The organism is Sinorhizobium sp. 6-70, from assembly GCF_030124375.1.
Taxonomy (GTDB): domain Bacteria; phylum Pseudomonadota; class Alphaproteobacteria; order Rhizobiales; family Rhizobiaceae; genus Sinorhizobium.
The window spans coordinates 343254-366379 of sequence record NZ_JASKLS010000002.1 but is presented as its reverse complement, the minus strand read 5'-3'; the positions used below and the strand labels follow the sequence as shown (position 1 = coordinate 366379).

At 61.6% G+C, this 23126-nt stretch carries 24 protein-coding genes; 14 read left to right on the top strand and 10 right to left on the bottom strand.

From position 1 onward, the window contains the following. The first annotated feature begins 128 nt into the window (after window positions 1-128). The 3 genes from QN222_RS05520 to QN222_RS05510 all read left to right on the top strand — a co-directional run bounded on the left by QN222_RS05520 (window position 129) and on the right by QN222_RS05510 (window position 2989). Entirely contained in the window at window positions 129-824 is a 696-nt protein-coding gene (locus tag QN222_RS05520; protein WP_284005291.1) for an XRE family transcriptional regulator, read from the top strand. Then, entirely contained in the window at window positions 824-2413 is a 1590-nt protein-coding gene (locus QN222_RS05515) for an ABC transporter substrate-binding protein (protein ID WP_284005290.1), read from the top strand. Before QN222_RS05520 ends, QN222_RS05515 begins: the two co-directional genes overlap by 1 nt. Window positions 2414-2560: 147 nt before the next feature. After that, window positions 2561-2989 (top strand): OsmC family protein, encoded by a 429-nt coding sequence (locus QN222_RS05510; protein WP_283961359.1) that lies wholly within the window; start codon window positions 2561-2563, stop codon window positions 2987-2989. A gap of 23 nt (window positions 2990-3012) precedes the next feature. Here the strand turns inward: QN222_RS05510 and QN222_RS05505 are convergent, their stop codons facing one another. Then, window positions 3013-3546 carry a hypothetical protein gene (locus tag QN222_RS05505; protein WP_283961360.1) on the bottom strand — a complete coding sequence of 178 codons (534 nt, stop codon included), beginning with the start codon at window positions 3544-3546 and terminating at the stop codon, window positions 3013-3015. A 187-nt stretch (window positions 3547-3733) separates the two neighbouring features. On the opposite strand from QN222_RS05505, the gene QN222_RS05500 reads away from it, so the two are divergent. Continuing rightward, window positions 3734-4537 carry a dimethylarginine dimethylaminohydrolase family protein gene (locus tag QN222_RS05500; protein WP_283961361.1) on the top strand — a complete coding sequence of 268 codons (804 nt, stop codon included), beginning with the start codon at window positions 3734-3736 and terminating at the stop codon, window positions 4535-4537. Window positions 4538-4560: 23 nt separating this feature from the next. On the opposite strand, the gene QN222_RS05495 is transcribed toward QN222_RS05500, so the two are convergent. Both QN222_RS05495 and QN222_RS05490 read right to left on the bottom strand, forming a co-directional pair. Then, window positions 4561-5934 (bottom strand): FAD-containing oxidoreductase, encoded by a 1374-nt coding sequence (locus tag QN222_RS05495; RefSeq protein ID WP_284005289.1) that lies wholly within the window; start codon window positions 5932-5934, stop codon window positions 4561-4563. Continuing rightward, entirely contained in the window at window positions 5931-6395 is a 465-nt protein-coding gene (locus QN222_RS05490; protein WP_283961363.1) for a DUF4126 domain-containing protein, read from the bottom strand. Before QN222_RS05490 ends, QN222_RS05495 begins: the two co-directional genes overlap by 4 nt. Window positions 6396-6616: 221 nt before the next feature. Between QN222_RS05490 and QN222_RS05485 the strand changes: the two genes are divergently transcribed. From QN222_RS05485 to QN222_RS05440, 10 genes are all read left to right on the top strand, one after another. Continuing rightward, the gene (locus QN222_RS05485; RefSeq protein WP_283961364.1) at window positions 6617-7528 is read left to right on the top strand and encodes an ABC transporter substrate-binding protein; all 912 of its coding nucleotides are present in this window, start codon (window positions 6617-6619) and stop codon (window positions 7526-7528) included. Between the two features lie 72 nt (window positions 7529-7600). Beyond that, window positions 7601-8800 (top strand): ABC transporter permease, encoded by a 1200-nt coding sequence (locus QN222_RS05480; RefSeq protein ID WP_283961365.1) that lies wholly within the window; start codon window positions 7601-7603, stop codon window positions 8798-8800. Then, window positions 8797-9735, top strand: coding sequence for an ABC transporter ATP-binding protein (locus tag QN222_RS05475; RefSeq protein WP_283961366.1), 939 nt, complete (start codon window positions 8797-8799; stop codon window positions 9733-9735). Before QN222_RS05480 ends, QN222_RS05475 begins: the two co-directional genes overlap by 4 nt. Continuing rightward, on the top strand, window positions 9735-10472 hold the full coding sequence (locus QN222_RS05470) for an ABC transporter permease (RefSeq protein WP_284005288.1): 738 nt from the start codon (window positions 9735-9737) through the stop codon (window positions 10470-10472). The genes QN222_RS05475 and QN222_RS05470 overlap by 1 nt, the downstream gene beginning before the upstream one ends. Before the next feature lie 191 nt (window positions 10473-10663). Further along, complete coding sequence (locus tag QN222_RS05465; RefSeq protein ID WP_283963577.1) at window positions 10664-11821, top strand: Gfo/Idh/MocA family oxidoreductase; 1158 nt, start codon at window positions 10664-10666, stop codon at window positions 11819-11821. Between the two features lie 13 nt (window positions 11822-11834). Beyond that, the gene (locus QN222_RS05460) at window positions 11835-12719 is read left to right on the top strand and encodes a sugar ABC transporter permease (protein WP_283963578.1); all 885 of its coding nucleotides are present in this window, start codon (window positions 11835-11837) and stop codon (window positions 12717-12719) included. Then, a complete protein-coding gene (locus QN222_RS05455) occupies window positions 12716-13573 on the top strand; it encodes a carbohydrate ABC transporter permease (RefSeq protein WP_283963579.1) in 858 nt (285 codons plus the stop codon). The genes QN222_RS05460 and QN222_RS05455 overlap by 4 nt, the downstream gene beginning before the upstream one ends. A gap of 36 nt (window positions 13574-13609) precedes the next feature. Further along, window positions 13610-14824, top strand: a complete 1215-nt coding sequence (locus QN222_RS05450) for an extracellular solute-binding protein (protein WP_283963580.1) — start codon at window positions 13610-13612, stop codon at window positions 14822-14824. Window positions 14825-14911: 87 nt separating this feature from the next. Next, window positions 14912-16045, top strand: a complete 1134-nt coding sequence (locus tag QN222_RS05445; protein WP_283963581.1) for a sn-glycerol-3-phosphate ABC transporter ATP-binding protein UgpC — start codon at window positions 14912-14914, stop codon at window positions 16043-16045. 139 nt (window positions 16046-16184) lie between these two features. Continuing rightward, window positions 16185-16568 carry a VOC family protein gene (locus QN222_RS05440; RefSeq protein WP_283963582.1) on the top strand — a complete coding sequence of 128 codons (384 nt, stop codon included), beginning with the start codon at window positions 16185-16187 and terminating at the stop codon, window positions 16566-16568. 95 nt (window positions 16569-16663) lie between these two features. Here the strand turns inward: QN222_RS05440 and QN222_RS05435 are convergent, their stop codons facing one another. The 7 genes from QN222_RS05435 to ehuC form a co-directional block, all read right to left on the bottom strand. Further along, window positions 16664-18043 (bottom strand): aspartate aminotransferase family protein, encoded by a 1380-nt coding sequence (locus tag QN222_RS05435; protein WP_283963583.1) that lies wholly within the window; start codon window positions 18041-18043, stop codon window positions 16664-16666. 24 nt (window positions 18044-18067) lie between these two features. After that, window positions 18068-19564, bottom strand: a complete 1497-nt coding sequence (locus QN222_RS05430; protein ID WP_283963584.1) for an NAD-dependent succinate-semialdehyde dehydrogenase — start codon at window positions 19562-19564, stop codon at window positions 18068-18070. Window positions 19565-19711: 147 nt separating this feature from the next. After that, entirely contained in the window at window positions 19712-20194 is a 483-nt protein-coding gene (locus QN222_RS05425; RefSeq protein WP_283963606.1) for an Lrp/AsnC family transcriptional regulator, read from the bottom strand. Continuing rightward, window positions 20194-20925 (bottom strand): GntR family transcriptional regulator, encoded by a 732-nt coding sequence (locus QN222_RS05420; RefSeq protein ID WP_283963585.1) that lies wholly within the window; start codon window positions 20923-20925, stop codon window positions 20194-20196. Before QN222_RS05420 ends, QN222_RS05425 begins: the two co-directional genes overlap by 1 nt. A gap of 2 nt (window positions 20926-20927) precedes the next feature. After that, on the bottom strand, window positions 20928-21707 hold the full coding sequence (gene ehuA / locus QN222_RS05415) for an ectoine/hydroxyectoine ABC transporter ATP-binding protein EhuA (protein ID WP_283963586.1): 780 nt from the start codon (window positions 21705-21707) through the stop codon (window positions 20928-20930). Window positions 21708-21710: 3 nt separating this feature from the next. Further along, window positions 21711-22361 carry an ectoine/hydroxyectoine ABC transporter permease subunit EhuD gene (gene ehuD / locus QN222_RS05410; RefSeq protein ID WP_283963607.1) on the bottom strand — a complete coding sequence of 217 codons (651 nt, stop codon included), beginning with the start codon at window positions 22359-22361 and terminating at the stop codon, window positions 21711-21713. Then, on the bottom strand, window positions 22358-23086 hold the full coding sequence (gene ehuC / locus QN222_RS05405; RefSeq protein ID WP_283963587.1) for an ectoine/hydroxyectoine ABC transporter permease subunit EhuC: 729 nt from the start codon (window positions 23084-23086) through the stop codon (window positions 22358-22360). Before ehuC ends, ehuD begins: the two co-directional genes overlap by 4 nt. Window positions 23087-23126 lie beyond the last annotated feature (40 nt).

The window sequence follows — 23126 nt, the reverse complement described above, 5'->3', positions numbered from 1 at the left end:
ATTTGCCACGGCGGCTCCATCCCTCATTGTCCTGCATTGGGCCACGCCCACAGCGCAACAATTCGCTTGGAGTATATAAATTAATTTGCTTAAATCAAAAAAATTTTACTGCGGGAGGAGAGTCGGTCGTGACCGCATCGGACGATGCACGTGCCGCACAAGGAAGCGCAAATTCCGCGTCGCAGCCGAGGATCGGTGCGCTCGTGCGTGCGCGCCGGCGGCAGATGCACATGACGCTCCAGGAATTGAGTGACGCTGCCGGTGTTTCGGTCGGCTATCTCAGCCAGGTCGAGCGGGACCTCGCCATGCCCTCGCTCGGCACGCTCGCCCAGATCGCACGTGGCCTCGACACCGAGATCAGCCATTTCATCCTGGCCCCGGCAATCGACACCGGTCTTTCGCGCGCTGAAGATCGAATGGTCTTTTCCGTCGGTGGCTCACCGGTCGCCTACGAGCGCATCGGCGCAGACTTCGCCGGCAACCAGCTTTCGAGCTTCGTCATCACGATCCCGCCGGGCCACCGGTCGGAAGTATTCAGCCATGAAGGGGAGGAGATCGTCTTCATCCTCGATGGCGAGATCCTCTTCGGCCTTGATGGCGAGCAGACGACGCTGACGAACGGCGACGGGCTTCATTTCAGGGGCATCCAGCCGCATTACTGGTGGAACAGGACCGACAGGGCGACGCGCCTCCTCTGGACCGGAACGCTGCCGCTTTTCAGGCCGCGAACAGCCGCATCGAAGGAAGCAGGCGGCGCCGAGACCACGGGAACACCGGCACTGCCTGCAAAAACCAAGCCTCATCGAAAACAGGAGAAGCGATGATGAAAATCTTCAAGGCCGCGGTGTTCGCGGCATCACTGGCGTTGAGCGTTTCGCCCGCCGCATTGGCAGAAACGCCGGCGGACGTCCTGGTCGTCGCCCAGAACATCGACGACATCGTCAGCATCGATCCGGCTGAGGCTTACGAGTTCTCGTCAGGCGAATATGTCACGCAAACCTATGACCGCCTCGTGCAGTATGACGCTCCCGACGTTCAAAAACTGGCGCCCGGCCTCGCCAGCGAGTGGACAGCGGACGATGCCTCCAAGACGATCACCTTCACCTTGCGTGACGGTGTGACCTTCTCGTCCGGCAATCCGCTGCGCGCGGAAGACGTGGTCTACTCGTTCAAGCGTGTCGTGGCGCTGAACAAGGCGCCGGCCTTCATCTTGACGCAGCTCGGCTGGACACCGGAAAATATCGAGAAGATGGTGACCGCCGACGGCAACAAGGTTGTCGTCAAGTATGAAGGCGACTTCTCGTCCGCCTTCGTGCTCAACGTTCTCGCCGCCCGCCCGGCATCGGTCGTCGATGCCGAGGCGGTCAAGGCGAACGAGCAGAACGGTGACTTCGGCAATGCCTGGCTCAAGGCCAACTCCGCCGGAACCGGGCCCTTTGTGCTGCGCGCCTTCCGCGCCGGCGAACTGCTGAACCTTCAGAGCAATCCGAACTATTTCGGCGGCGCCCCGGCAATCAAAGGCGTAATCATCCGCCATGTTGCGGAGGCGGCGACGCAGCAGCTCCTGCTCGAGACCGGCGACGTCGACATGGCGAAGAACCTGACGCCCGATCAGGTCGCCGGCATCACCGGCAAGGAAAACATGAAGGTCGAATCTTATCCGCAGGCGGCCGTTCACTTCCTCTCCTTCAACCAGAGGACCACCGCCCTGCAGCCGGAAGCCGTCTGGGAGGCCGCGCGCTATCTCGTCGACTACAAGGGCATGACCGACAGCTTCCTCAAGGGCCAGATGGAAGTGCACCAGGCCTTCTGGCCGAAAGGCTTCCCCGGCTCGCTCGACGAGACGCCCTATGGATACGATGTCGAGAAGGCGAAGAAAATTCTTGCCGACGCCGGCATCAAGACGCCGATCAAGGTGACGCTCGATGTCATCAACTCGACGCCGTTTACCGACATGGCGCAGTCGCTGCAGGCTTCGTTCGCCGAAGCCGGGATCGACTTCGAGATCATTCCGGGAACCGGGAGCCAGGTGATCACCAAGTACCGTGCCCGCACCCATGAAGCGATGCTGCTCTATTGGGGTCCCGATTTCATGGATCCGGATTCCAACGCCGCTGCCTTCGCCTTCAACGAGGACAACTCCGACGATCATTACCAGTCGACGACGACCTGGCGGAATGGCTGGGCCGTGCCGGCCGAGCTCAACGCGGCCACCAAGGCGGCAAAAGCCGAGGCCGATCCCGCCAAGCGCAACGCGATGTATGTCGAGCTGCAGAAGAAGGTGCAGGAGAAGTCGCCGATCGTGATCATGTTCCAGGCGGCGACCCAGGTGGCGATGAACAACAAGGTCGCCGGCTACGTCAACGGCGCCACGTCCGACTTTGTCTTCTACCGCCTGGTGAAGAAGAACTGAGCGACGCCGCGGATCGCTGTGCGATCCACGTCCATCTCTTTGGGAACAAGTCCCGCGGGCCCTCATAAGGTCCGCGGCGTTGTTGCGGGAGCGGGGCTTTGCGTTGATATTGCGCCGGTCGCATGCGGAGCGGGAAGGGGATGGTGAATGGCTGAGTTGAAGGTAAGGACGAGGGAGACGGGGGCGACCGCTGTCGTGGGGCGGACGGGTTTCCCGCACGTCATGTCGGTCACCGGCGCCGAGTTGGACATCGTCACCGGCCCATCACAGCCGGGCTACGGTCCGCTCGATCTTCTCTATGCTTCGCTGGCGAGCTGCCTGGTGCTCAGCGCCCGCATCGCGGCAAGCCGCTTCGGTGTGCTCGACAGGCTGACGGAAGTTTCCGCGAAGGTCACTGGCGAGAAAGCCCATGACGAGCCGTCACGTGTTGCACGCTTCGACATCGAATTTTCCATCAAGGGCGATTTCGACGATACCGTTCGCCACGCGATCGCGGAGGCCGCGGAAAACGAGATCTGCACAGTCAGCAATACGCTGCGCGGCAATCCCGCTTTCACGAGCAGAGTATCGCATTGACACCGCGGCCAGTGCTGGCCTCGTCAGGCGGATGATGGGTCCGCGTAAGGCAGCAGTTCCGGGTCGAAATCCACTTCGACGACATTGTTGAACAACGCGGTTGCAACCATGATGCCGGCAAAGGCGACGAGGTTGACGAGCGTGGCGCTGTCGTAGCGCACCTTCAACCGGTCCCAGATCGCAGCGGGAACATTGTTGGAATCCGCAACGATCGCTCGGCCGAACGCGATCAGGCGCTCCTCGTCCTCGCTCGGCGCGATCGACTTGAAATCAATCCCCGCATTGGCAAAGGCGCGGCGAAAGAACCCCGTTGCGATGCGGGAACGCATGGCCTCGGAGATCGCGTGGCAGAGCAGCCAGACGGCACGGTCGTCGAGCGCCGGCCGCAATTCCTCTCGCAGCGTGAACCATTCTGCGTAGATGCGGTGTGCCGTCGGCGAATGAAGCAGCGTGCGCTTCATATTCGTCATGCGCCCGCGAAGGAAGATCTCCTCGTCGTACGCCGCGCGGATCGCATCGGACGCGGTGTCATAATCGATCTGCGGAATGTGGCTCACGATATTTTCCTGTTGCTGTGAGGAGACTGGCGGCGCCGCACCGACGGACGTCATCGCGATGTTGTCGCGCCCTTACACTTCAGCTGGTATTTAACTTTCGCGCTGAGCGCCCGCAACCAGAGAACCGCTTTACACCTTTGCTCACCCGGCTTTAGAAAGGGTTGGTCCCAACCAAAGGGTGCAACGAATGCCGCAGCCACGCCCCGCTTACGAGTTCAACTCCATTATTGTCCGCACGCCGTCTCAATCCGTCGTCAACGGTCTGCGTGCTGACGATCGTGGCAACCCGACCTTTGAGGGCGTGAAGGCCGAGCACGACGCCTATATCGGCGCCATGCGCGAAGCTGGCGTCAAGGTGACCGTTCTGCCGGCACTCGAAACCTTCCCGGACTCGATCTTCGTCGAGGACCCGGCGCTGGTCTTCACCGAAGGCGCGATCCTTCTGCGCCCGGGTGCGGCGACCCGCGTCAAGGAGACCGCGGAAATCGAGCCGACGCTGCGAGAAATGTTCGAGACCGTTCTCGGCCTGCCGGGCGCCGGCTATGCCGATGGCGGCGACGTGCTGACGACGCGCGAAAGCGTGATGATCGGTCTCTCGGCCCGCACCGACAAGGCAGGCGCCGAAGCGCTTCAGAACTGCCTCGACAGGCTCGGCCGTAAGAGCGAGATCGTCGCGACGCCCGAAGGCGTTTTGCATTTCAAGACCGATTGCTCGCTTCTCGACGACGAAACGGTGCTCTCCACCAACCGCCTGGCGCGCTCGGGTGTCTTCAGGAAATTCAAGCAGGTGATCATTCCGGAGGGCGAGGAGGCGGCCGCCAACGCCCTTCGCGTCAACGACGTCGTCATGGTCGGCTCCGACTTCCCGCGCACCATCGACATGCTCGACAGGGCGGGTTTCAGGGTCGTACCGCTGAAGACCACGGAAATCGGCAAGATCGATGCAGGGCTGTCTTGCATGTCGTTGAGGTGGTTCAGCGAGGCGGTCTGAGACGACGTCGGTTCTCTGCCCCCCTAGGCAGGTGACAAATCTCCGAACACCGTCGGGATCAGTTCCGACACTGTCGGGTGAATGTGCACGGCGCGGGTGATCATCGTATAGGGCCGCTTTGCATACATGACGTCGAGAATGCTCTGGATCGCCTCGTCGCCGCCGGTGCCGAGGATCGATGCACCGAGGATTTCCTCAGTGTCTGCGTCGACGATCACCTTCATGAAGCCTTGCGTTTCGCCCTTCTCGACGGCACGCCCAACCCGCGTCATCGGTCGTGTGCCGATCAAGAGCTTGCGGCCGGACTTGCGGGCGTCGCTTTCGGTCATCCCGGCGCGACCGAGCGGCGGGTCGATATAAAGCGCGTAGGTCGGAATGCGGTCCGTCACCCGGCGCGGGTCGTTGTCGAGGAGGTTGGCGGCGACGATCTCGAAGTCATTGTAGGCGGTGTGAGTGAAGGCGCCGCGGCCGTTGCAATCGCCCATCGCAAAAATATGCGGAACGTTCGATCGCAGGAAATCGTCGACGTCGATATTGCCCCGCGCGTCGGTCTTCACGCCAGCCTTGTCGAGTGCGAGATCATCGGTGTTCGGCCGGCGGCCTGTGGCGAGCAGCACATGCGAACCGATGACTTCCGGCGCCCCTGACGTGCAATCGACGCCGGCGGCGACCCCGTCTTTGTGCCTGGCGAAACGGATGCATTCGGCATTGAGGCGGATATGGATGCCTTCCTTTTCGAGAATGTCGCGGATCGCATCGGATACGTCAGGATCTTCCCGCCCGATCAGGCGTGGCGCCTTCTCGATGACCGTGACGTCCGAACCGAAGCGACGGAACATCTGGGCGAATTCGAGCCCGATATAACTGCCGCCGATGATGACGAGATGCTCCGGGAGTTCGCTGAGGTCCATCATCGACGTGTTGGTGAGATAGGGAACCTCGTCGACGCCCGGAAAATCCGGAACCGCGGCACGTCCGCCGGTGTTGATGAAAATCTCATCGCCGGAAATCAGTTGATCGCCGACGCGGACCTCCGTCGGGCTTTCGAAGCGCGCATGGCCTTCGAAGACCGTGCAGTTCTTCATGCTCTTGAGCCAGCTTTCCACGCCCGAGCGCGCATCGAGCCGAACCTTTTCCTTGCGCGCCATGACGCGGGCGAAGTCGACGGAAACGGCGCCGGTCGTCATGCCGTAATCGGCGCCGCGGCGGGCCGTGTGGATTGCGTAGGCGCTGGCGACCATGGCCTTGGTCGGCATGCAGCCGGTGTTGACGCAGGTGCCGCCGAAGAGTTTGCGTTCGATGAGCGCAACGGTTTTGCCGGCAGCGGTCAGCCGCCCGGCGAGCGATGGTCCCGCTTGGCCGGCGCCGATGATGATTGCGTCGAAGTGCTTGCTCATGACACGGAGGACACCACCCAGAAGGCTAGCAGAATTGATATCAGATCTTCGAGAAGGGCGGCCGGGAGGTCCTTGCCAATGGCAAGGCCAAGTCGCTTTCGCGCCTCGTAGCCGCCGAGCGTGCCGATGATGGCCCCGATCGCGCCGGCGACCGCGCCGCCAATGAGTGATCCGGCCGCAGTGCCGATCACCGTGCCGCAGAAGCCGCCGCTGACGATGCGCGCGCCGAACTGCCGCGGCACCTTGCGGCTCGGCGTGCTCGGAAGCTGGTCGGTGACATATTCGACGAGGGCGAGCAGACCGAAGACATAGGGCGTGAACCGGAAGCCCATGAAAGCCGCCCAGCTATTGGCGACAGGAAGCCAGCCGGCGGCCGCGGCGATGCTGACGGCCGCTGGCGCGGTCATGGCCCGAAGCCCCGCCACCACACCGATGAAAAGCGCGAGAATATAGACGGACATGTTTCCCCCGAAACAATTCCATGCGCAGACCGAAGAGTGGCCGAGAACGGCGTCGATTGCAATGTCCAATAGAAGGGTGCGCGCGCCGGAGAATTCAACCGCAGGTACGGGCGCCCGACTCGCTCTATTTTTCGCCGAACCCTGACATATATGGAATGGCTTACCCCGACGCGGCGGAGAATCCGTGATCAAACTGCGAGACCAATCCGAGGGAGACAATCATGCGCCTGATCAAGACTGTTATCGGTACCGCCTTTGCCATTGTGCTCACCGCTGCCGCGGCTGAGGCCGATGTCGTCGTTTCTTCAAAGATCGACACGGAGGGGGGCGTGCTCGGCAATATCATTCTCGCCGTGCTCAATGCCAACGGCATCAAGACCACGGATCGTGTTCAGCTTGGCGCAACACCCGTCGTGCGCAAGGCGATTACCGCCGGGGAGATCGACATCTATCCGGAATATACCGGCAATGCGGCCTTCTTCTTCGAGAAGGCGGACGACCCGGCCTGGAAGGATGCTGGCAAGGCCTATGAGCAGGCAAAGAAGCTCGACTACGACGCCAACAAGATCGTTTGGCTGACGCCGTCGCCCGCCAACAACACCTGGGCGATCGCCTTGCGCAAGGATGTCGTGGAGGCCAACAAGCTCAAGACACTCTCCGACTTCGGCAAATATGTCTCGGGCGGTGGCGAGGTCAAGCTTGCGGCTTCGTCCGAATTCGTCAACTCGGCCGCAGCACTACCGGCGTTCCAGACGACCTATTCCTTCAAGCTGAAGCCGGAACAACTTATCACGCTTTCCGGCGGTGACACGGCGGCGACGATTGCCGCGGCCGCGAACCAGACGAACGGCGCCAACGCCGCGATGGTCTATGGCACCGATGGAGGTATCGCGCCCTCGGGCCTTGTCGTGCTCGAAGACGACAAGAACGTCCAGCCGGTCTATCAGCCGTCGCCGATCATCCGCGAGGCTGTGCTCAAGGAAAATCCGCAGATCGAAGAACTCCTGAAACCGGTCTTCGAAAAGCTCGACCTCGTGACGCTGCAGGAGCTTAACGGGCGCGTCCAGGTTGGCGGCGAACCGGCCAAGGGCGTTGCTGAAGACTTCTTGAAGAAGAATGGCTTTCTGAAATGATGTGAGAAGGGGCGCTTGCTCGGACAGGCGCCCCCTCGTCCATCCGGTCGGACGGGCAACTCCTGAAACGCCATGGGTGATGGCATGATCCAAGGAAAGGAACGCGTGCCCTTCCGCCTCGACAAGCTCGGCGTCGTCATTGCCGCGCTTGCTGTCTACGGCGCGCTTCTCGCGCCATTTGCAACATTTAGGGCCAACCGGATCGTCCAGGGTGAAGCGAAGGCAATTCTGGACGCCTTGCCGCCATCGCTCGGATACGCGCTTCTCGCCCTCGTCGCACTGGCTGCCGCAATTGCCTTCTTCAAGACGCCGAACCTGGTGCGAATGATGGTGGCTTTTGCCGCTCTCGTCGCGCTTGGCGTTTTGATCGGAATGGCCGCCAATCATCTGACGCCGCCGGAAAATACCTACGCCCGCGTTTCGCCGGCCTCCGGCTTCTGGGTCATGGTTTTTGCCTTTTCACTTCTGGTTGCCGATGCGCTGACACGCATGAACCCCGGGCCGGTCATCCGACTCCTGTTCCTTGCCGCCGTTCTTGCAGCCGCCGGTGCGATGCTGATCGCCGGAGGCTGGGACGGGCTTTCCATGCTGAGGGAATATGCGAGCCGCGCCGACACCTTCTGGAAGGAGGCGGGGCGACACGTGACACTCGCGCTCGGGTCGCTCGCAGCGGCGACCGTGATCGGTTTGCCGCTTGGCGTGCTCTGCCATCGGGTAGAGCAGCTGCGTGCCGGCGTGTTGAACGTCCTCAACGCCATCCAGACAATTCCGTCGATTGCGCTTTTCGGCATACTGATCGCGCCGCTCGGCTGGATCGCCACGCATGTGCCGGGCGCAGCGGCAATCGGCATTCGCGGCATTGGCGTGGCTCCCGCTTTCGTTGCGCTGTTTCTCTATTCGTTGTTGCCCGTCGTCGCCAACACGGTGGTCGGGCTCGCCGGCGTTCCGCGTGACGCCAACGACGCGGCGCGCGGCATCGGCATGACCGACTGGCAGCGGCTTGCCGGCATCGAGTTTCCGCTCGCCTTTCCGGTGATCCTCACCGGCATCCGCATCGTGCTCGTCCAGAACATCGGGCTCGCAACGATCGCTGCCCTCATCGGCGGCGGCGGCTTCGGCGTCTTCGTCTTCCAGGGCATAGGCCAGACGGCGATGGACCTCGTGCTGCTCGGGGCTGTGCCGACCGTCGTCCTGGCTTTCGCGGCGGCGATCGTGCTCGACGCCTTGATCGAAATGACCGTAACTGACCGCAACCAGGGCAATGCCGCATGATCGAAATCGAACATGTCACCAAGCGCTACGGCAACACGACCGTTGTCGACGACGTGTCGCTGACCGTCGAACCGCACACGATCACGGTGATCGTCGGCACCTCCGGCTCGGGCAAGACGACGTTGATCAGGATGGTCAACCGGCTGGTCGAGCCGACCTCGGGCACGATCAGGATCGATGGTCAGGATAACCGCGCCCTGCCGGATTTCGAGCTTCGGCGCAGGATCGGCTATGCCATCCAGGGCCACGGGCTGTTTCCGCACCGCACGGTCGCCCAGAACATCGCCACTGTGCCGACGCTCCTCGGCTGGGACAGGAAGCGCATCGACGCGAAGGTCGAGGAACTGCTGACGCTTTTCCAGCTCGATCCCGCGGCCTTCGGCCCGCGCTATCCGCATGAGCTTTCCGGCGGCCAGCAGCAGAGGGTCGGCGTTGCGCGCGCGCTCGCCGCCGAACCGAACGTACTGTTGATGGACGAACCCTTCGGCGCTCTCGATCCGATCATCCGCTCCAAGGCGCAGGACGATCTCGTCGCCATCCAGAGACATTTCGGCACGACGATCATCCTCGTCACCCATGACATGGAAGAAGCCTTTCATCTCGCCGACCGGATCGCCGTGATGGACAAGGGCGAGGTCGTGCAATACGCGACACCAGCCGAGATGCTGGTCAAACCCGCGACACCCTTCGTCGAAACGCTGATCGGCACCAGCGAGAGGCCGTTCCGACTGCTGGCGATCGACACGGCCGCTGACGCGCTCGAGCCCGGCGCGGCCGAGGGCGCGCCGATACCGGCGACGCTCAGCCAGCGCGAGGCGCTCTCCGAGCTCCTGTGGTCCGGGCGATCTGCGCTACCGGTTGCCGCGCCGGACGGCGCGATCCTCGGCAAGGTAAGCCTCGAAGGCTTGGCAAAACGGGCGGCGAGGCCAAGGTGATGGCGTGGCTTCCCAAGCTCGCCCGGACGGCGGTCCTGCTGCTGTTGCTCGTCTTTCTGCTGCAGCCCTCCTGGTTCGAACCCTTGCTGAGGCCGCTGGTCCAGCAAAATGCGCCGGCGATCTATAACCAGGGCAGTCTGTTCTGGCTGACCGTGCTGCATCTCAGGACGGTTTTTGTCGCAACGCTTGCCGCGGCGGTCGTCGCCGTGGCGCTGGCGATCCTCGTGACGCGGAGGGCCGGGGCCGAGTTTCTCCCGCTTTCGCGCAGCCTCGTGAACATCGGCCAGACCTTTCCGCCGGTGGCTGTTCTGGCGCTGGCGGTGCCGATTTTCGGCTTCGGGGAGAAGCCGACGCTGATCGCGCTCTTCCTTTATGGCCTGCTGCCGATCTTCGAAAATGCGCTGACAGGTTTGACGACCCTGCCACCTACTGTGATGGAGGCCGCACGCGGCGCGGGTATGACGGAGCGCCAGCGGCTCATCAACATTGAGCTTCCCTTGGCGCTGCCGGTCATCCTGACCGGGATTCGATTGTCCGTCGTCATCAGTCTCGCGACCGCAACGATCGGTTCGACCGTAGCGGCCAAGACGCTCGGAGAAGTCATCATCGCGGGCCTTCAGTCGAACAACCTCGCCTTCGTGCTTCAGGGTGGCCTCATCGTGGCCGCGCTGGCCGTCCTCATCCATGACGCGCTTCAGGCACTCGAACGGTTTCTTTCCGGCAGAGTGCGCGCCTAGACCGTCCCGACGGCCTCACTGCTCGCAGAAGTCCTAGCCTTTTAAGAAAGCAAGCTGAACCTGTTTGGCCCGGTTTGTGAAAATGAATTTCACATTTTGCCGGATTGGTCGATTTTTTGTTGACGCCCTGAAAATTCTATCTCAGTCTGCGAAAATAAATTACGCCAAAAAGGCAAGGGAACAGCGCGAGCATGAAAGTCGGTATAATCGGACTCGGATTCCGCCTTGGCTATCTGGGCTACGTATTCAAGGCGATCGACGAAAGCTTCGAGATTGCGGGCTATGTCGACCCGGCGCCTGCCGGGCTTGCGACCCTTACCGAAAGAGGCATGTCCGCCGGCAAGGCCTATGCCTCGCCCGAGGAACTGATCGCCAGCGAGAAGCTCGATCTTCTTATGATCGGCTCGCCGAACCACATGCATCTCGATCATATCCGCATCGGCCTTGAGGCCGGTCTCAAGATTTTCTGCGAGAAACCGATCGTCAGCACGATCGAGCAGAGCCTGGAGCTTGCAGGGCTTCTGGCGAAGCACGGTCACGACCGCCTGATGGTCGGCCTCGTGCTCCGCTACGCGCCGCTTTATCGCGACCTTCGCGCCGCCCAGGCTGCGGGAACGCTCGGCCAAGTCGTTTCGATCGAGGCGGCGGAACATATCGAACCCTATCATGGCGCATTTTTCATGCGTGACTGGCGCCGCTATGGACGCTACGCCGGCAGCTTCATGCTCGAAAAATGCTGCCATGATCTCGATCTCTATAACGGCGTCGTCGGCGCCCGGCCCGAGCGGGTCGCAAGCTTCGGCGGTCGCAAGAGCTTCATTCCCGCCAACGATCCCGCGCGCGAGGGCATCAACGATCTGCAACTCTTCCACCGCAAGCCGAGCGGTTGGCTCGGATCGGACAAGGTGTTCGACAGCGACGGCGACATCATCGACTATCAGGTTGCGATCATCGAATACGCCAATGGCGTTGCGATGAATTTCCACACCAACCTGAACGTGCCGGACCAGTTCCGCCGCTTCTGCGTGATGGGGTCGCGCGGCATGGCTGAAGGCGACTTCATTCGCGGCTATCTCGACGTCCACGAAATGCTTTCCGGCAAGAAGGTCGTCGAGAAGCGCTATACCGCGACGGTGCTTTCGCAGCATTACGGCGCCGATGAGCAGATGGCGACTGATATTCTGGCGCATGTCAAGGATGGCGGCCCGCTGCCGGTCTCGCCGCTCGACGCCCTGGAGGCGGGTATTCTCGCGCTCTCCATGGACGAGGCGCGAATGAAGCGAACGGTCGTCGACCTGCGTCCGCTCTGGGACCGTTTCGACGAAGCGCTTCACGCCCGCGCGGCCTGAGAGGGGCAGGAGGATGAGCGTTCGGCGCAGCACCATCATCTTCGCCTGGATCCTGCTTCTTCCCGCCTTGCTCTATGTGTCGGTCATCGTCGCCTATCCGCTGGTGGATACATTTATCCTGTCGTTTACGGATGCTTCGCTGAAGAAGACGACCAAGTGGGTGGGCGCGGTCAACTACGACAAGATCTTCAACAGCACCTTCGCGGAAGTGATCATCCGAACCTTCGTTTGGACCTTCTTTTCCGTCTCGATCAAGATGATCATCGGCACCTTCGGCGCCGTCATGCTGAATGCCGCCGTACCGGGACGCGCACTGTTTCGCGTGCTGACCATGCCGCCGTGGATCGTGCCGATGGCAATCGGCATCTTCATGTGGGGCTGGATGTACAACGGCCAGTTCGGGATGATTTCGGGCATGCTGCAGAACTGGGGCCTTGTCGACGGTCCTGTCGCCTTCCTCGCCCATGGTTCAACCGCCTTCTGGGCAACGATCATCACCGATGTCTGGATCGGCGTGCCGCTGGTGACGCTCTATCTTCTGGCCTCGATCCAGGCGATCCCGCAGGATCTCTACGAGGCCGCATGGACGGATGGGGCGGGCCGCTTCTACCGCTTTCGCCGCATCACGCTCCCGCTTCTTGTTCCGGCGATGATCACCATGTCGATGCTGTCGCTGATCGCCACCTTCAACTCGTTCGACATCATCTGGATCCTCACGCAAGGCGGCCCGAACGGTGACACGACGACGATGATCATCGACACCTATCGGACGGCCATCGGCTCGAAGAAATACGGCGAGGGTGCTGCGCGTGCCGTGGTGATCTGCATCTTCCTGTCGATTTTCTGCCTGCTCTACTTCCGCGTCACCCACCGCCTCGCCTCGGGAGAAAGCCGATGAGCCAACCGGCCCTGATCAATCGCTATCGCTGGTACGAGCTCATCGGTATCTATGCGGGGATCTTCGTCTTCCTGACCTTCATTCTCGCCCCCTTTGTCGAAGGCTTCCTGGTGTCGTTGAAGCCGCTCGGGCTCCTTTTTTCCTCCCCCTACCGCTTCTGGCCGGAGAATGGCTCCTTCGCCGCCTATCGCAGCATGTGGGTGAGCGTGCCGGGCTTTGCCCGCTATATTTTCAATTCCTTCTTCATCTCCACGATCGTCACCGTGGTCGTCCTTTCGCTGGTCGTACCGGCCGCCTACGCATTCGCGCGGTTCAGGTTCCGTGGCAGCGGGCCGCTGCTTGCGGCCTTTCTGGCGGTCAACATGTTTTCCGGCGCGGTGCTGCTCATTCCGCTCTTCCGCCTGATGCGCAGCTTCGGCGTGCTCAACACCTATTTCGCAATGATCGTGCCCGGCGTCGCCTTCCTTATTCCCTCGGCGATCTGGCTGTTGCGCACCTACATGATGCGCATTCCGCGCGAACTGGATGAGGCCGCTTTCGTCGACGGCGCGAGCCATTTCTACACGCTTCGCCGCGTCATCCTGCCCATCGCCATGCCCGGCATCACCGTCGTCGCGATCACCACATTCATCGGATCCTACGCCCAGCAATTCATCTTCGCGCTGACCTTCAACTCGAAGACCGAATACATGCCGCTGCCGATCGGCCTTTTTGCCTATTTCGGCCGGCAGGAAGTGATCTGGAACGAACTGATGGCGGCGAGCTTCGTCGGCATCGCACCAGCCGTCATCCTGATCTTCCTGATGCAACGCTATCTCGTCGCCGGCCTGACAGCCGGCGCCGTGAAACAGTAACCCGCAACAACGAGCTCATAAGCGAGGGGAACTACCATGACAAAGCATGCCTCATTGATTGCCGGAACTTTCGCGCTTCTCGCCAGCACGGCGCTGCCGGCACTCGCCGACACCGAGATCAGCTTCATCGCCTGCGGCGACAAGATGCAGCCGGCCCATGCCGACTTCATCAAGAAATGGGAGGAGGCGAACCCGGGCTACAAGATCGCGGCCGAAGTGGTCGGCTGGGGTCAGTGCCAGGACAAGGTGACGACGCTTGCGGCTTCCGGCACGCCAGTTGCTCTTGCCTATGTGGGGTCGCGCACGCTCAAGGAATTCGCCGACAACGAACTGATCGTGCCGATCACGTTCTCGGAAGAGGAGAAGGCCTCCTACTATCCCTACATCATGGACACGGTGACGACCGCGGGCAAGCAATGGGGCATTCCCGTCGCCTTCTCCACGAAGTCGCTCTACTGGAACAAGGACCTCTTCAAGCAGGCCGGCCTCGATCCGGAAAAGCCGCCGCAGACGTGGGCGGAGGAACTCGAATACGCCAAGACCATCAAGGAGAAGACGGGCACCGCCGGCTTCGGCGTGGTCGCCAAGACCTTCGACAACACCATGCACCAGTTCCTGCATTGGGTTTACACCAACAACGGCTCGGTGATCGATGCCAACGGCAACATCACCCTGGACAGCAAGGAGAATCTGGAGGCGCTGACGGCGCTGAAGGATATCGTCCCCTACGCCGAGGAAGGGCCGACCTCCTATGAGCAGAACGAAGTGCGGGCGATCTTCCTCGACGGCAAGCTCGGCATGATCCATGCCTCGGTCGGTGCGGTGAACCGCCTCAAGGAAACGAAAATCAACTGGGGCGTCGCGCCGCTGCCGCTCGGACCGAGCGCCAAGGGGCCGGGCACGCTTCTGATCACCGACAGCCTTGCCGTTTTCAGCGGAACCGGTGTCGAGGAAAAAGCGGTCGAATTCGCCAAATTCCTGACCAATGCCGAAAACCAGCCGATCTACGAAGCGCAGGAAGGCCTGACGCCGCTGCGTCCGGGCAAGGCGGTGGACGATATGGTTGCCGCCAACCCCTATTGGAAGCCGTTTATCGACGGCATCTCCTTCGGTGGACCGGAGCCGCTGTTCACCGACTACAAGGGCCTTCAGAATGCGATGATCGAGATGGTCCAGTCGGTCGTCACCGGCAAGGCCGAACCGGCTGATGCGCTGAAAAAGGCGGCTGCCGACCTCGAGCAGTACAAGTAGGCCCGACGAGGACCGCGAGCTAATGGTTCGCGGTCCTTCTTCCGCTCATGAAAAAGCCGCTTCTCGCCGGTGGCCGGAGACAGATTCTTGGGACAGCTCATTCTCAACCAGGTTCAGAAATTCTACGGTACCTTCGAAGTGCTGAAGAGCGTGCAACTCGAGGTCAAGAACGGCGAATTCGTGGTCTTTGTCGGTCCTTCCGGGTGCGGCAAGTCCACGCTCTTGAGAATGATTGCGGGGCTCGACGAAACGACGGCCGGCGACATCCTTATCAACGGCAAGCGTGTCAACGACCTGCCGCCAGTCAAGCGCGGAATCGCCATGGTCTTCCAGTCCTATGCGCTCTATCCGCACATGACCGTGTTCGAGAACATCGCATTCCCTCTGCGCGTGGAAAAGATGCCCGAGGAGAAGCTCAAGGCCAAGGTCGAGCATGCGGCGCGCATTCTCCATCTCGATCAGCGGCTGCAGCAGAAGCCCGGCATGCTCTCGGGCGGCCAGCGCCAGCGCGTCGCGATCGGCCGGGCGATCGTGCGCGAGCCGAAGATCTTTCTCTTCGACGAGCCGTTGTCGAACCTCGACGCGGCCTTGCGTGCCGACATGCGCATCGAACTGGCGAAGCTGCACCGGCAACTGAAGGCAACGATGATCTACGTCACGCACGACCAGGTAGAAGCGATGACGATGGCGGACCGGATCGTCGTGCTGAACGCCGGAGAGATCGCTCAGACGGGCGCGCCGCTTGAACTCTATCATAAGCCGGCCAACACCTTCGTGGCCGGCTTCATCGGCAACCCGAAGATGAACTTCCTGCCGGTTACATGCAGGGGCGTCAGCGACGCCGGCGTCGAGGTCGAATACAAGGGGCAGACGGTGGTCATTCCGGTCAAGCCGCGCAGCGGCATGGCCGGTGCGACCTTGACCCTTGGCGTGCGCCCCGAGCATATCCAGATCGGTTCCGGCGACCTGACGCTAACGGTTACACCCTCCGTCATCGAGCGTCTCGGCGCGCATACGGTTGCCTATGCGTCGCTCGGAGGCGAGGGGGAGAATTATTGCGCCATGCTGCCCGGCACCGTTGTCGTCCGGGCGGACGAAGAGGTCAGGACCGGCATTCGTGCCGCTGACTGTCACCTGTTCGATGAAAGCGGCATTGCCTTCGAGCGTCGCGTCGAGATGACCGATATCGACATGGCGCTTTTCGATCCAGCAGCGGCCTGACGGCCGGCGGTGCCTGGTTGTCACCGGAAGCTCTTGGCTGCGGTTTTGGTCATGCGCGGCGGAAGATTTCTCTTCCGTGATCGTTGGCGTAGAATGCGAACGTCATTCTGGCTCGTGGAACTCACATTGGGAGGCAGGAATGTCGGAAGTAACGGTCAACGTGCGTTACATGGTCGATGACGTCGAGGCCGCCATCGAGTGGTACACGAAACACCTCGGATTTTCACTTCTCTCCAACCATGCTCCGGCCTTCGCAGACGTCAAGCGGGGGGCGTTGCGGCTATTGCTTAGCGGCCCCATGAGCTCTGCGGGACGGCCGATGCCTGACGGCGAGCGTCCCGCGCCCGGCGGCTGGAATCGGATCCACCTCATTGTCGATGATCTCGCTGCCGAGGTCGCGCGCCTGCAAGCCGCCGGCGCCAAGTTCCGCAACGACATGGTGACCGGCCCCGGCGGGTCGCAAATCCTGTTGATTGACCCATCGGGCAACTTTGTCGAGCTGTTCCAGCCGGCCGGTCGCTGACTGGTGATGGCGAACCAGCAAAGGCGGGAATGCTTACGGAGCGCCATAGAAAAAAATGGCGCTCCACCCGATCTGAAAGACCGAAATTCAAGTCGTTATTTGCTGCCGAGGACTTCGGAGATGGCGCCGACTGCCGCCGTCACGACGATATCGGCCTCATCGCGCGTCAGGCAGAGCGGCGGGGCAAAGCCCAGGATGTCACCCTGCGGCATCGCCCGGCCGAGGACGCCACGCTCTGCCAGCGCAGCCGCCACTCTTGGGCCGACCTTTTGGGCGGGATCGAAGAACTTCCGGTCGTCCCGGTCTTCAACGAACTCGACCGCCGCCATCAGCCCATCTCCGCGCACTTCGCCGACGTGCCGGTGCTCCGAGAGTGCCTTTGCAAGTTCGGATCGGAAATAGGCGCCGGTCGAGCCGGCATTCTCGACAATGCCGAGTTCGTCGATCAGTTCGAGATTGGCGATGCCGGCGGCTGCGCAGATCGGATGGGCGGAATAGGTCCAGCCATGGCCGATCGGGCCGAGTTCGTCCGAACCCTGCACCAGCACCTGCCACATCTTTTCCGAGACGATGCTGCCGGAAAGCGGCGCGTAGGCCGAGGTCAGGCCCTTGGCGATGGTGATGAGGTCCGGCTTGATGCCGTAGTGATCGGAACCAAACATTGTCCCCAGGCGACCGAAGCCGGTGACGACCTCGTCGGCGACGAGCAGGATGTCGTATTTCTCGAGCACCGCCTGGATCTTCTGCCAATAGCCCTTCGGCGGCGGCACGATGCCGCCCGTACCAAGGATCGGCTCGCCGATGAAGGCTGCGACCGTGTCCGGCCCTTCGGCAAGAATCATCTCCTCCAGCTTGTCGGCGCAATATTGCGAGAACTGCTCTTCGTTCATCGAGCGGTCCGGACGGCGGAAATAGTAGGGCGCCTCGGTGTGCAGGATCGGTGCGCGCGGCAGATCGAAGGCATTGTGGAAAAGCTGCAGGCCGGTCAGCGAGCCGGTCATCACGCCGGAACCGTGATAGCCGCGCCAGCGGGAAATGATCTTCTTTTTCTCGGGCCTGCCCAGAATGTTGTTGTAGTACCAGATGAGCTTGATGTTGGTCTCGTTGGCGTCCGACCCGGAAAGGCCGAAATAGACGCGGCTCATGCCCTCCGGCGCGCGATCGATGATCATCTTGGAGAGCCGGATCGACGCCTCGGTGCCGTGGCCGACATAGGCGTGGTAGTAGGCGAGGTTCTTCGCCTGTTCGGCGATCGCCTCGGCAATCTTCTGCCGGCCATAGCCGACATTGACGCAGTAGAGGCCGGCGAAGGCGTCGAGGCTGCGCTTGCCGGCAATGTCGGTGATGTAAACGCCTTCGCCGCCGCCGATGACCCGCGTCGGCGTTTCGCCGCGCGCATGCATGCCCATATGCGTGGACGGATGGAAGAAATGGTCGCGGTCCCAGGCGGTGAGTTCGTTGCTTTTTTCGAGCATGGTCTTTCCTTTCATGAAATCCGTTCAGGCGGCGGTGTCGATGCAGAGATATTTGAGTTCGGTGAAGGCCTCCATGCCATGGCGTGAGCCTTCGCGTGCCAGGCCGGACTGCTTCCAGCCGCCGAAGGGGATCGGTCCGCCGGTGATCTTCACCCGGTTGATTGCCACCATGCCGTATTCGAGGGCTCGTGCGAGCCGCAGCTGGCGAGCGCCGTTTTCGGTGACGACGTAGGCCACGAGGCCATATTCGGTGTCGTTCGCCCGGGCGATCACCTCATCCTCGCTGTCGAATGCGGTGACGGCGGCCACGGGGCCGAATGTCTCCTCGCGCATGATCAGCGCGTCGTCCGCTACGTCGGTGAGCACGGTCGGTTGGAAGAACAGCGGTCCCGCGGCGTGCCGCTTGCCGCCGATCGCGAGTTTCGCGCCGCGCTTCAGCGCGTCGGTTACCTGCTCCTCGACCTTGGCGATCGCTCGCTCATGCATGAGCGGTCCGATGTCCGTGTCTTGTGCCAGGCCCGCGCCGACCTTGAGGCGGGAAACGCGTGCAGCGAAGGCCTCGTTGAAGGCTTTGAGGATCGGTCGCTCGACATAGATCCGGTTCGCCGCGAGGCAGTCTTGCCCGGAGGTCGCGAATTTTGCGGCGATCGCGATGTCCGCCGCCTTCTCCACATCGGCATCGGCGAACACGATGAGCGGCGCATGGCCGCCGAGTTCCATCACCAGCCGCTTCATCGTCGGAGCGCACTGGCGGGCGATCAGCTTACCGATCTCGGTCGAGCCGGTAAAGCTCATGGCGCGGACGCGGGGCTCCTCGCACAGGCGGCCGACGATGGTCGCGGCATCACCGGTGACGACGTTGAAGACACCGGCCGGAAGACCGGCGCGCTCGCCAAGCTCTGCAAGCGCCAGGGCAGAAAGCGGCGTCTCGGAGGAGGGGTGAGCAACGACCGTGCAGCCGGCGGCAAGTGCAGCGGCCGCCTTTCGGGTGATCATCGCCGAGGGGAAGTTCCAGGGCGTGACGACACCGACGACCCCGAGCGCCTCGCGGCGTACGATCATCTCCGCGCCCGGCAGGTGGCTCGTCACGCTCTCGGCGTTGAGCCGCTTGCCTTCTTCGGCGTACCACTCGATGAAGGACGCGGCGTAGTCGATTTCTCCGCGGGATTCCGCAAGCGGTTTGCCCTGCTCGAGCGTCATCAGCAGGGCGAGATCCTCCTTGGCGGCAAGCATCAGCTCGTACCACTTGCGCAGAATGGCGGCGCGTGCTTGCGGCAGCATGCTGCGCCATGCCGGAAAAGCCTTGGCAGCGGCATCGACGGCTTCCGAAGCTTGGGTGGCCTCGAGCGAGGCGACCCAGGCAAGCGTCGCGCCCGTTGCCGGGTCTGAGACCTCGAAGGCCTTGCCATCACGCCCGGCAACCCACCGCCCTCCAACATAAGCGAGCTCCCGCAGGAGCTGCCGGTCATTCAGGTGGTTCAATGCGTCGTGGAAGGTCGTGCGCGCGAAAACAGCAGTCATATCCGATCTCCTCTCTTGTTGCGGGTAGTCTGGACCGCAAAGGGGAGAGAAGTTGTCTATTCCGGGCACGTCCGGCAGAGAGTTGGACTAAATAACCGGGACTGGAGAGCCGGATTGTCTATGCGTCCCGATCCGCCGCGTCCCGGTCTACGGCGTATCAGGGAGCAGGCTGGTGAGCGGGAGCTGGGTCTCTTCCTTGACCGTCTTGGTGACGATGTAGGTGAAATAGCGGTCTATGCCCAACTCGCGATCTAGCAAGCCATCGATAAGCCGCTGGTAGGCGTCGACGTCGGCTGTCATGATCTTCAAAATATAATCGACGCCGCCGCCGACCGACCAGCAGGCGACGATTTCCGGGATCGCGGCGACCACGCGTTCGAAGCGTTCGAAATCGGTCTGGCGGTGGTTGCCGAGCGTGATCTCGGTGAGAACGCTTGTGACCGGGGCGACCCGGCGCATGGCGAGCCGTGCGTGATAGCCCGTCACGATGCCGGCCTTTTCCAGTTTCCTCAGCCTCAGCCAGCAGGGTGTTGGCGACAGCCCCGCCTTCTCGGCAAGCGCCAGCTTGGTAATTCTTCCATCCTTCTGGATCGCTTCCAGGATGCGCAAATCAATGGCGTCAAGCTTGATCATGCCTTGGTGCGCTCTTCGGACAGTTCCGACCTGTCGGCATAGGCCATCATGCGGTGGAAGCTCATCGAGATGTGGGCTCGCCGAATATATCCGATCGCCTCCCAGTCGCCGATTTCGGCGGCAGACAGGACGGCCTGCATCTCGTTGCGAAAGGCCGAGTACTCTTCCGCCAGTCCGAGCTTCGGCATCATTTTCAGCACGACGCGAACGACCTGATAGTACAGCCGCTCGCTGATCTCCCGCAGCGGGAGGTTTCCGGTGAATGCCCTGATTTCGGTAAAGAACGCCATATTCAGGTGCAGGAAGGCCTTTTGCGTCGGATTTTTCATCTCCTGGTCGCAGCGGGCTATCAGCGCCCTGATCCGTTCCAGATCCTCCGCGCTGCGTGGGATCGGGGAAAGCTTGCCGACCAGAAGCGCAAGTTCCATGCGCAAATGATAGATCTGCACCAATTCGCCGATATCAGGGTCGGTCACGATCGTCCCGACACCATGCACCGATTCCACCAGCCCCTCGGACTCCAGCCTTGCCAGCACCCGTCTCACAGGCGTGCGGCTGGTGGAGAATTCTTTCGCCAACTCTTCCTCGGACAGGCGGCTGCTCGGCGCGTACTCGAGCATGCAGATGCGGTCCCTGAGAGTGTGGTATATGCGGTCGAACCGCTCTCGAGCCGATACCGGCTGAAAGGCGGCGCTGGTTTCGACATTGTCGGGCAATTCAGGGTGCAAGGTTATCCTGCTTCCAAGACAGCGTTGAGAAACTGTCTTGTCCTTTCGTTCTTGGGGTTTCCAAAGATTTCCGCAGGAGCGCCCTGTTCGCAAATCTTACCTTGATAGAAGAAGCACACCCTGTCCGAAAACTCCTTGGCGAAACCCATTTGGTGGGTCACCATGAGCATGGTCAGGTCGTGCTCACGGCCGATCTTCCTTATAACCTGCAGCACTTCGCCCACAAGTTCCGGATCGAGCGCCGACGTGACTTCGTCGAACAGCATGATCTTCGGCCGCATTGCAAGCGCCCGCGCGATTGCCACGCGCTGCTGCTGACCGCCCGATAGCTGTGACGGATAGTGATCCTTCTTGGCGGATAGGCCGACCATGTCGAGGAGCTCCGCCGCCCGTTCCTCAGCCTCCGAGCGCTTCATTCCGAGCACGGTTATCGGAGCTTCGATGCAGTTTCCCATCGCCGTCATGTGCGGGAACAGGTTGAAGGACTGGAACACCATGCCGATTTTTGCGCGGATCCGGCGTATGTGCTTGATGGTCGCGGGCACAAGCTTGCCGTTCTGCATCATGTGCGTCATGGGTTCGCCGTCGACCCAGAGGACACCGTCGTTGATGGCCTCCAGCGTCATGAGCATGCGCAGCACGGTGGTCTTGCCGGAGCCCGAGGGACCGATGATCGATACCTTCTCGCCACGGCCGATATCGAGATTGAGATTGTCGAGAACGGTGAGCGGGCCGTAGCGTTTTGAAACGTTCTCGAAGCGTACCATTGGCATGTCGTTCATCTTTTATCTCCGCTGCAACCACGATTCGAGCATCCGGACCATGCCCGCTGAAACGAGACTCATAACCAGGAAGAACACCCCGACGAGCGTCACGGGCTCGGTATAGCGGAAGGTCTCGGATCCGATGTTCTTCGCGGTCTGCATGAGCTCAAGGACGGCAATGGCCGAGAGCAATGGCGTCTCCTTGAAAAGCGCTATCAGATAGTTTCCGAGCGCAGGAACGACCGGAGGCAGCGCCTGAGGCAGGATTATGTCCTTGAAGGTGTTCCACGGAGACAGGTTGAGAGCGATCGATGCCTCCCATTGGCCCCTCGGAACGTTCTCGAATCCCGCACGGTAGACCTCGGAGCAATAGGCGGCATAGTGAACGCCTATGGCTGCCACACCCGCCGTAAACGCATCCAGCACGATTCCTGCCTTCGGCAAGACGAAGTAGAGGAAGAATATCTGGATGAGCAGGGGCGTCGACCGGATGAGTTCCACCAACACCGTGACCACGACGCCGGCGGCCGGAAAGGCCAGCCTGATGGAGGCGAGCACAAGCCCGAGTGTCGCCGCTATGGCGAAGCCGAGGGCGGTCGCCTCGATCGTCATGATCGCTGCCCGAGCAAGGACCGGCAGAATCTCGAACGTGAATGTCCAATCCCACATCAGGCGACCCTTCCGCGTGTCAGTCCCCTCGACGTACGCTGCTCAAGCAGGCGCATGGCAATGGTGACGGTTAGAGAAATGGCCAGATAGATAAGCAGCACGAGGGTAAACACAGGTACCGTCTTCAGCGTTGACTGGTTCATTTGCTGGGCCTTGAAGGTGAGGTCCGCCAGCGTAATCAGCGAAACGAGCGAGGTAGACTTCACCAGTTCGATAAAGAGGTTGCCCCAGGGAGGAATCATGGCCGTAAAGGCCTGAGGCAGAATGATCCGACGCAGCATTTGTGCTTTCGACATGTTGAGCGCGATCGAAGCCTCCCACTGTCCGCGCGCCACGGAAACGATGGCGCCTCGGACCACCTCCGCCCCATAGGCTCCAATGTTCAGGCCGAGCGCCAGAACCGCCACCAGGAAGGCGTCAAGGAAGATGCCGAATTGCGGCAGGACGAAATAGAGCCAGAAGAGCTGCACCAGCGCGGAAGTCCCGCGGAAGATTTCAATGTAGGTCGTCGACAGCCACCTTATCGGCAGCGGGCCGTAGAGCTTTGCGAGTGCCGCTATCAGCGCCATGAATACAGCGAGCACGGCACCCAGAAGCGTAATCTCCACCGTCAGGACGGCGCCTTCGAGCAAGCCCGGCATGAAGAGCCGGTATTCAGGGTTGGCCGAAAGCAGCGCAATCAGCAGCAACGTTGCCGCGAGCATCGCGGTGAGCATGCGAATCCACATCTGGGTCCCTCATGAACGCAGGGATTGGAAGTGCGGCGCT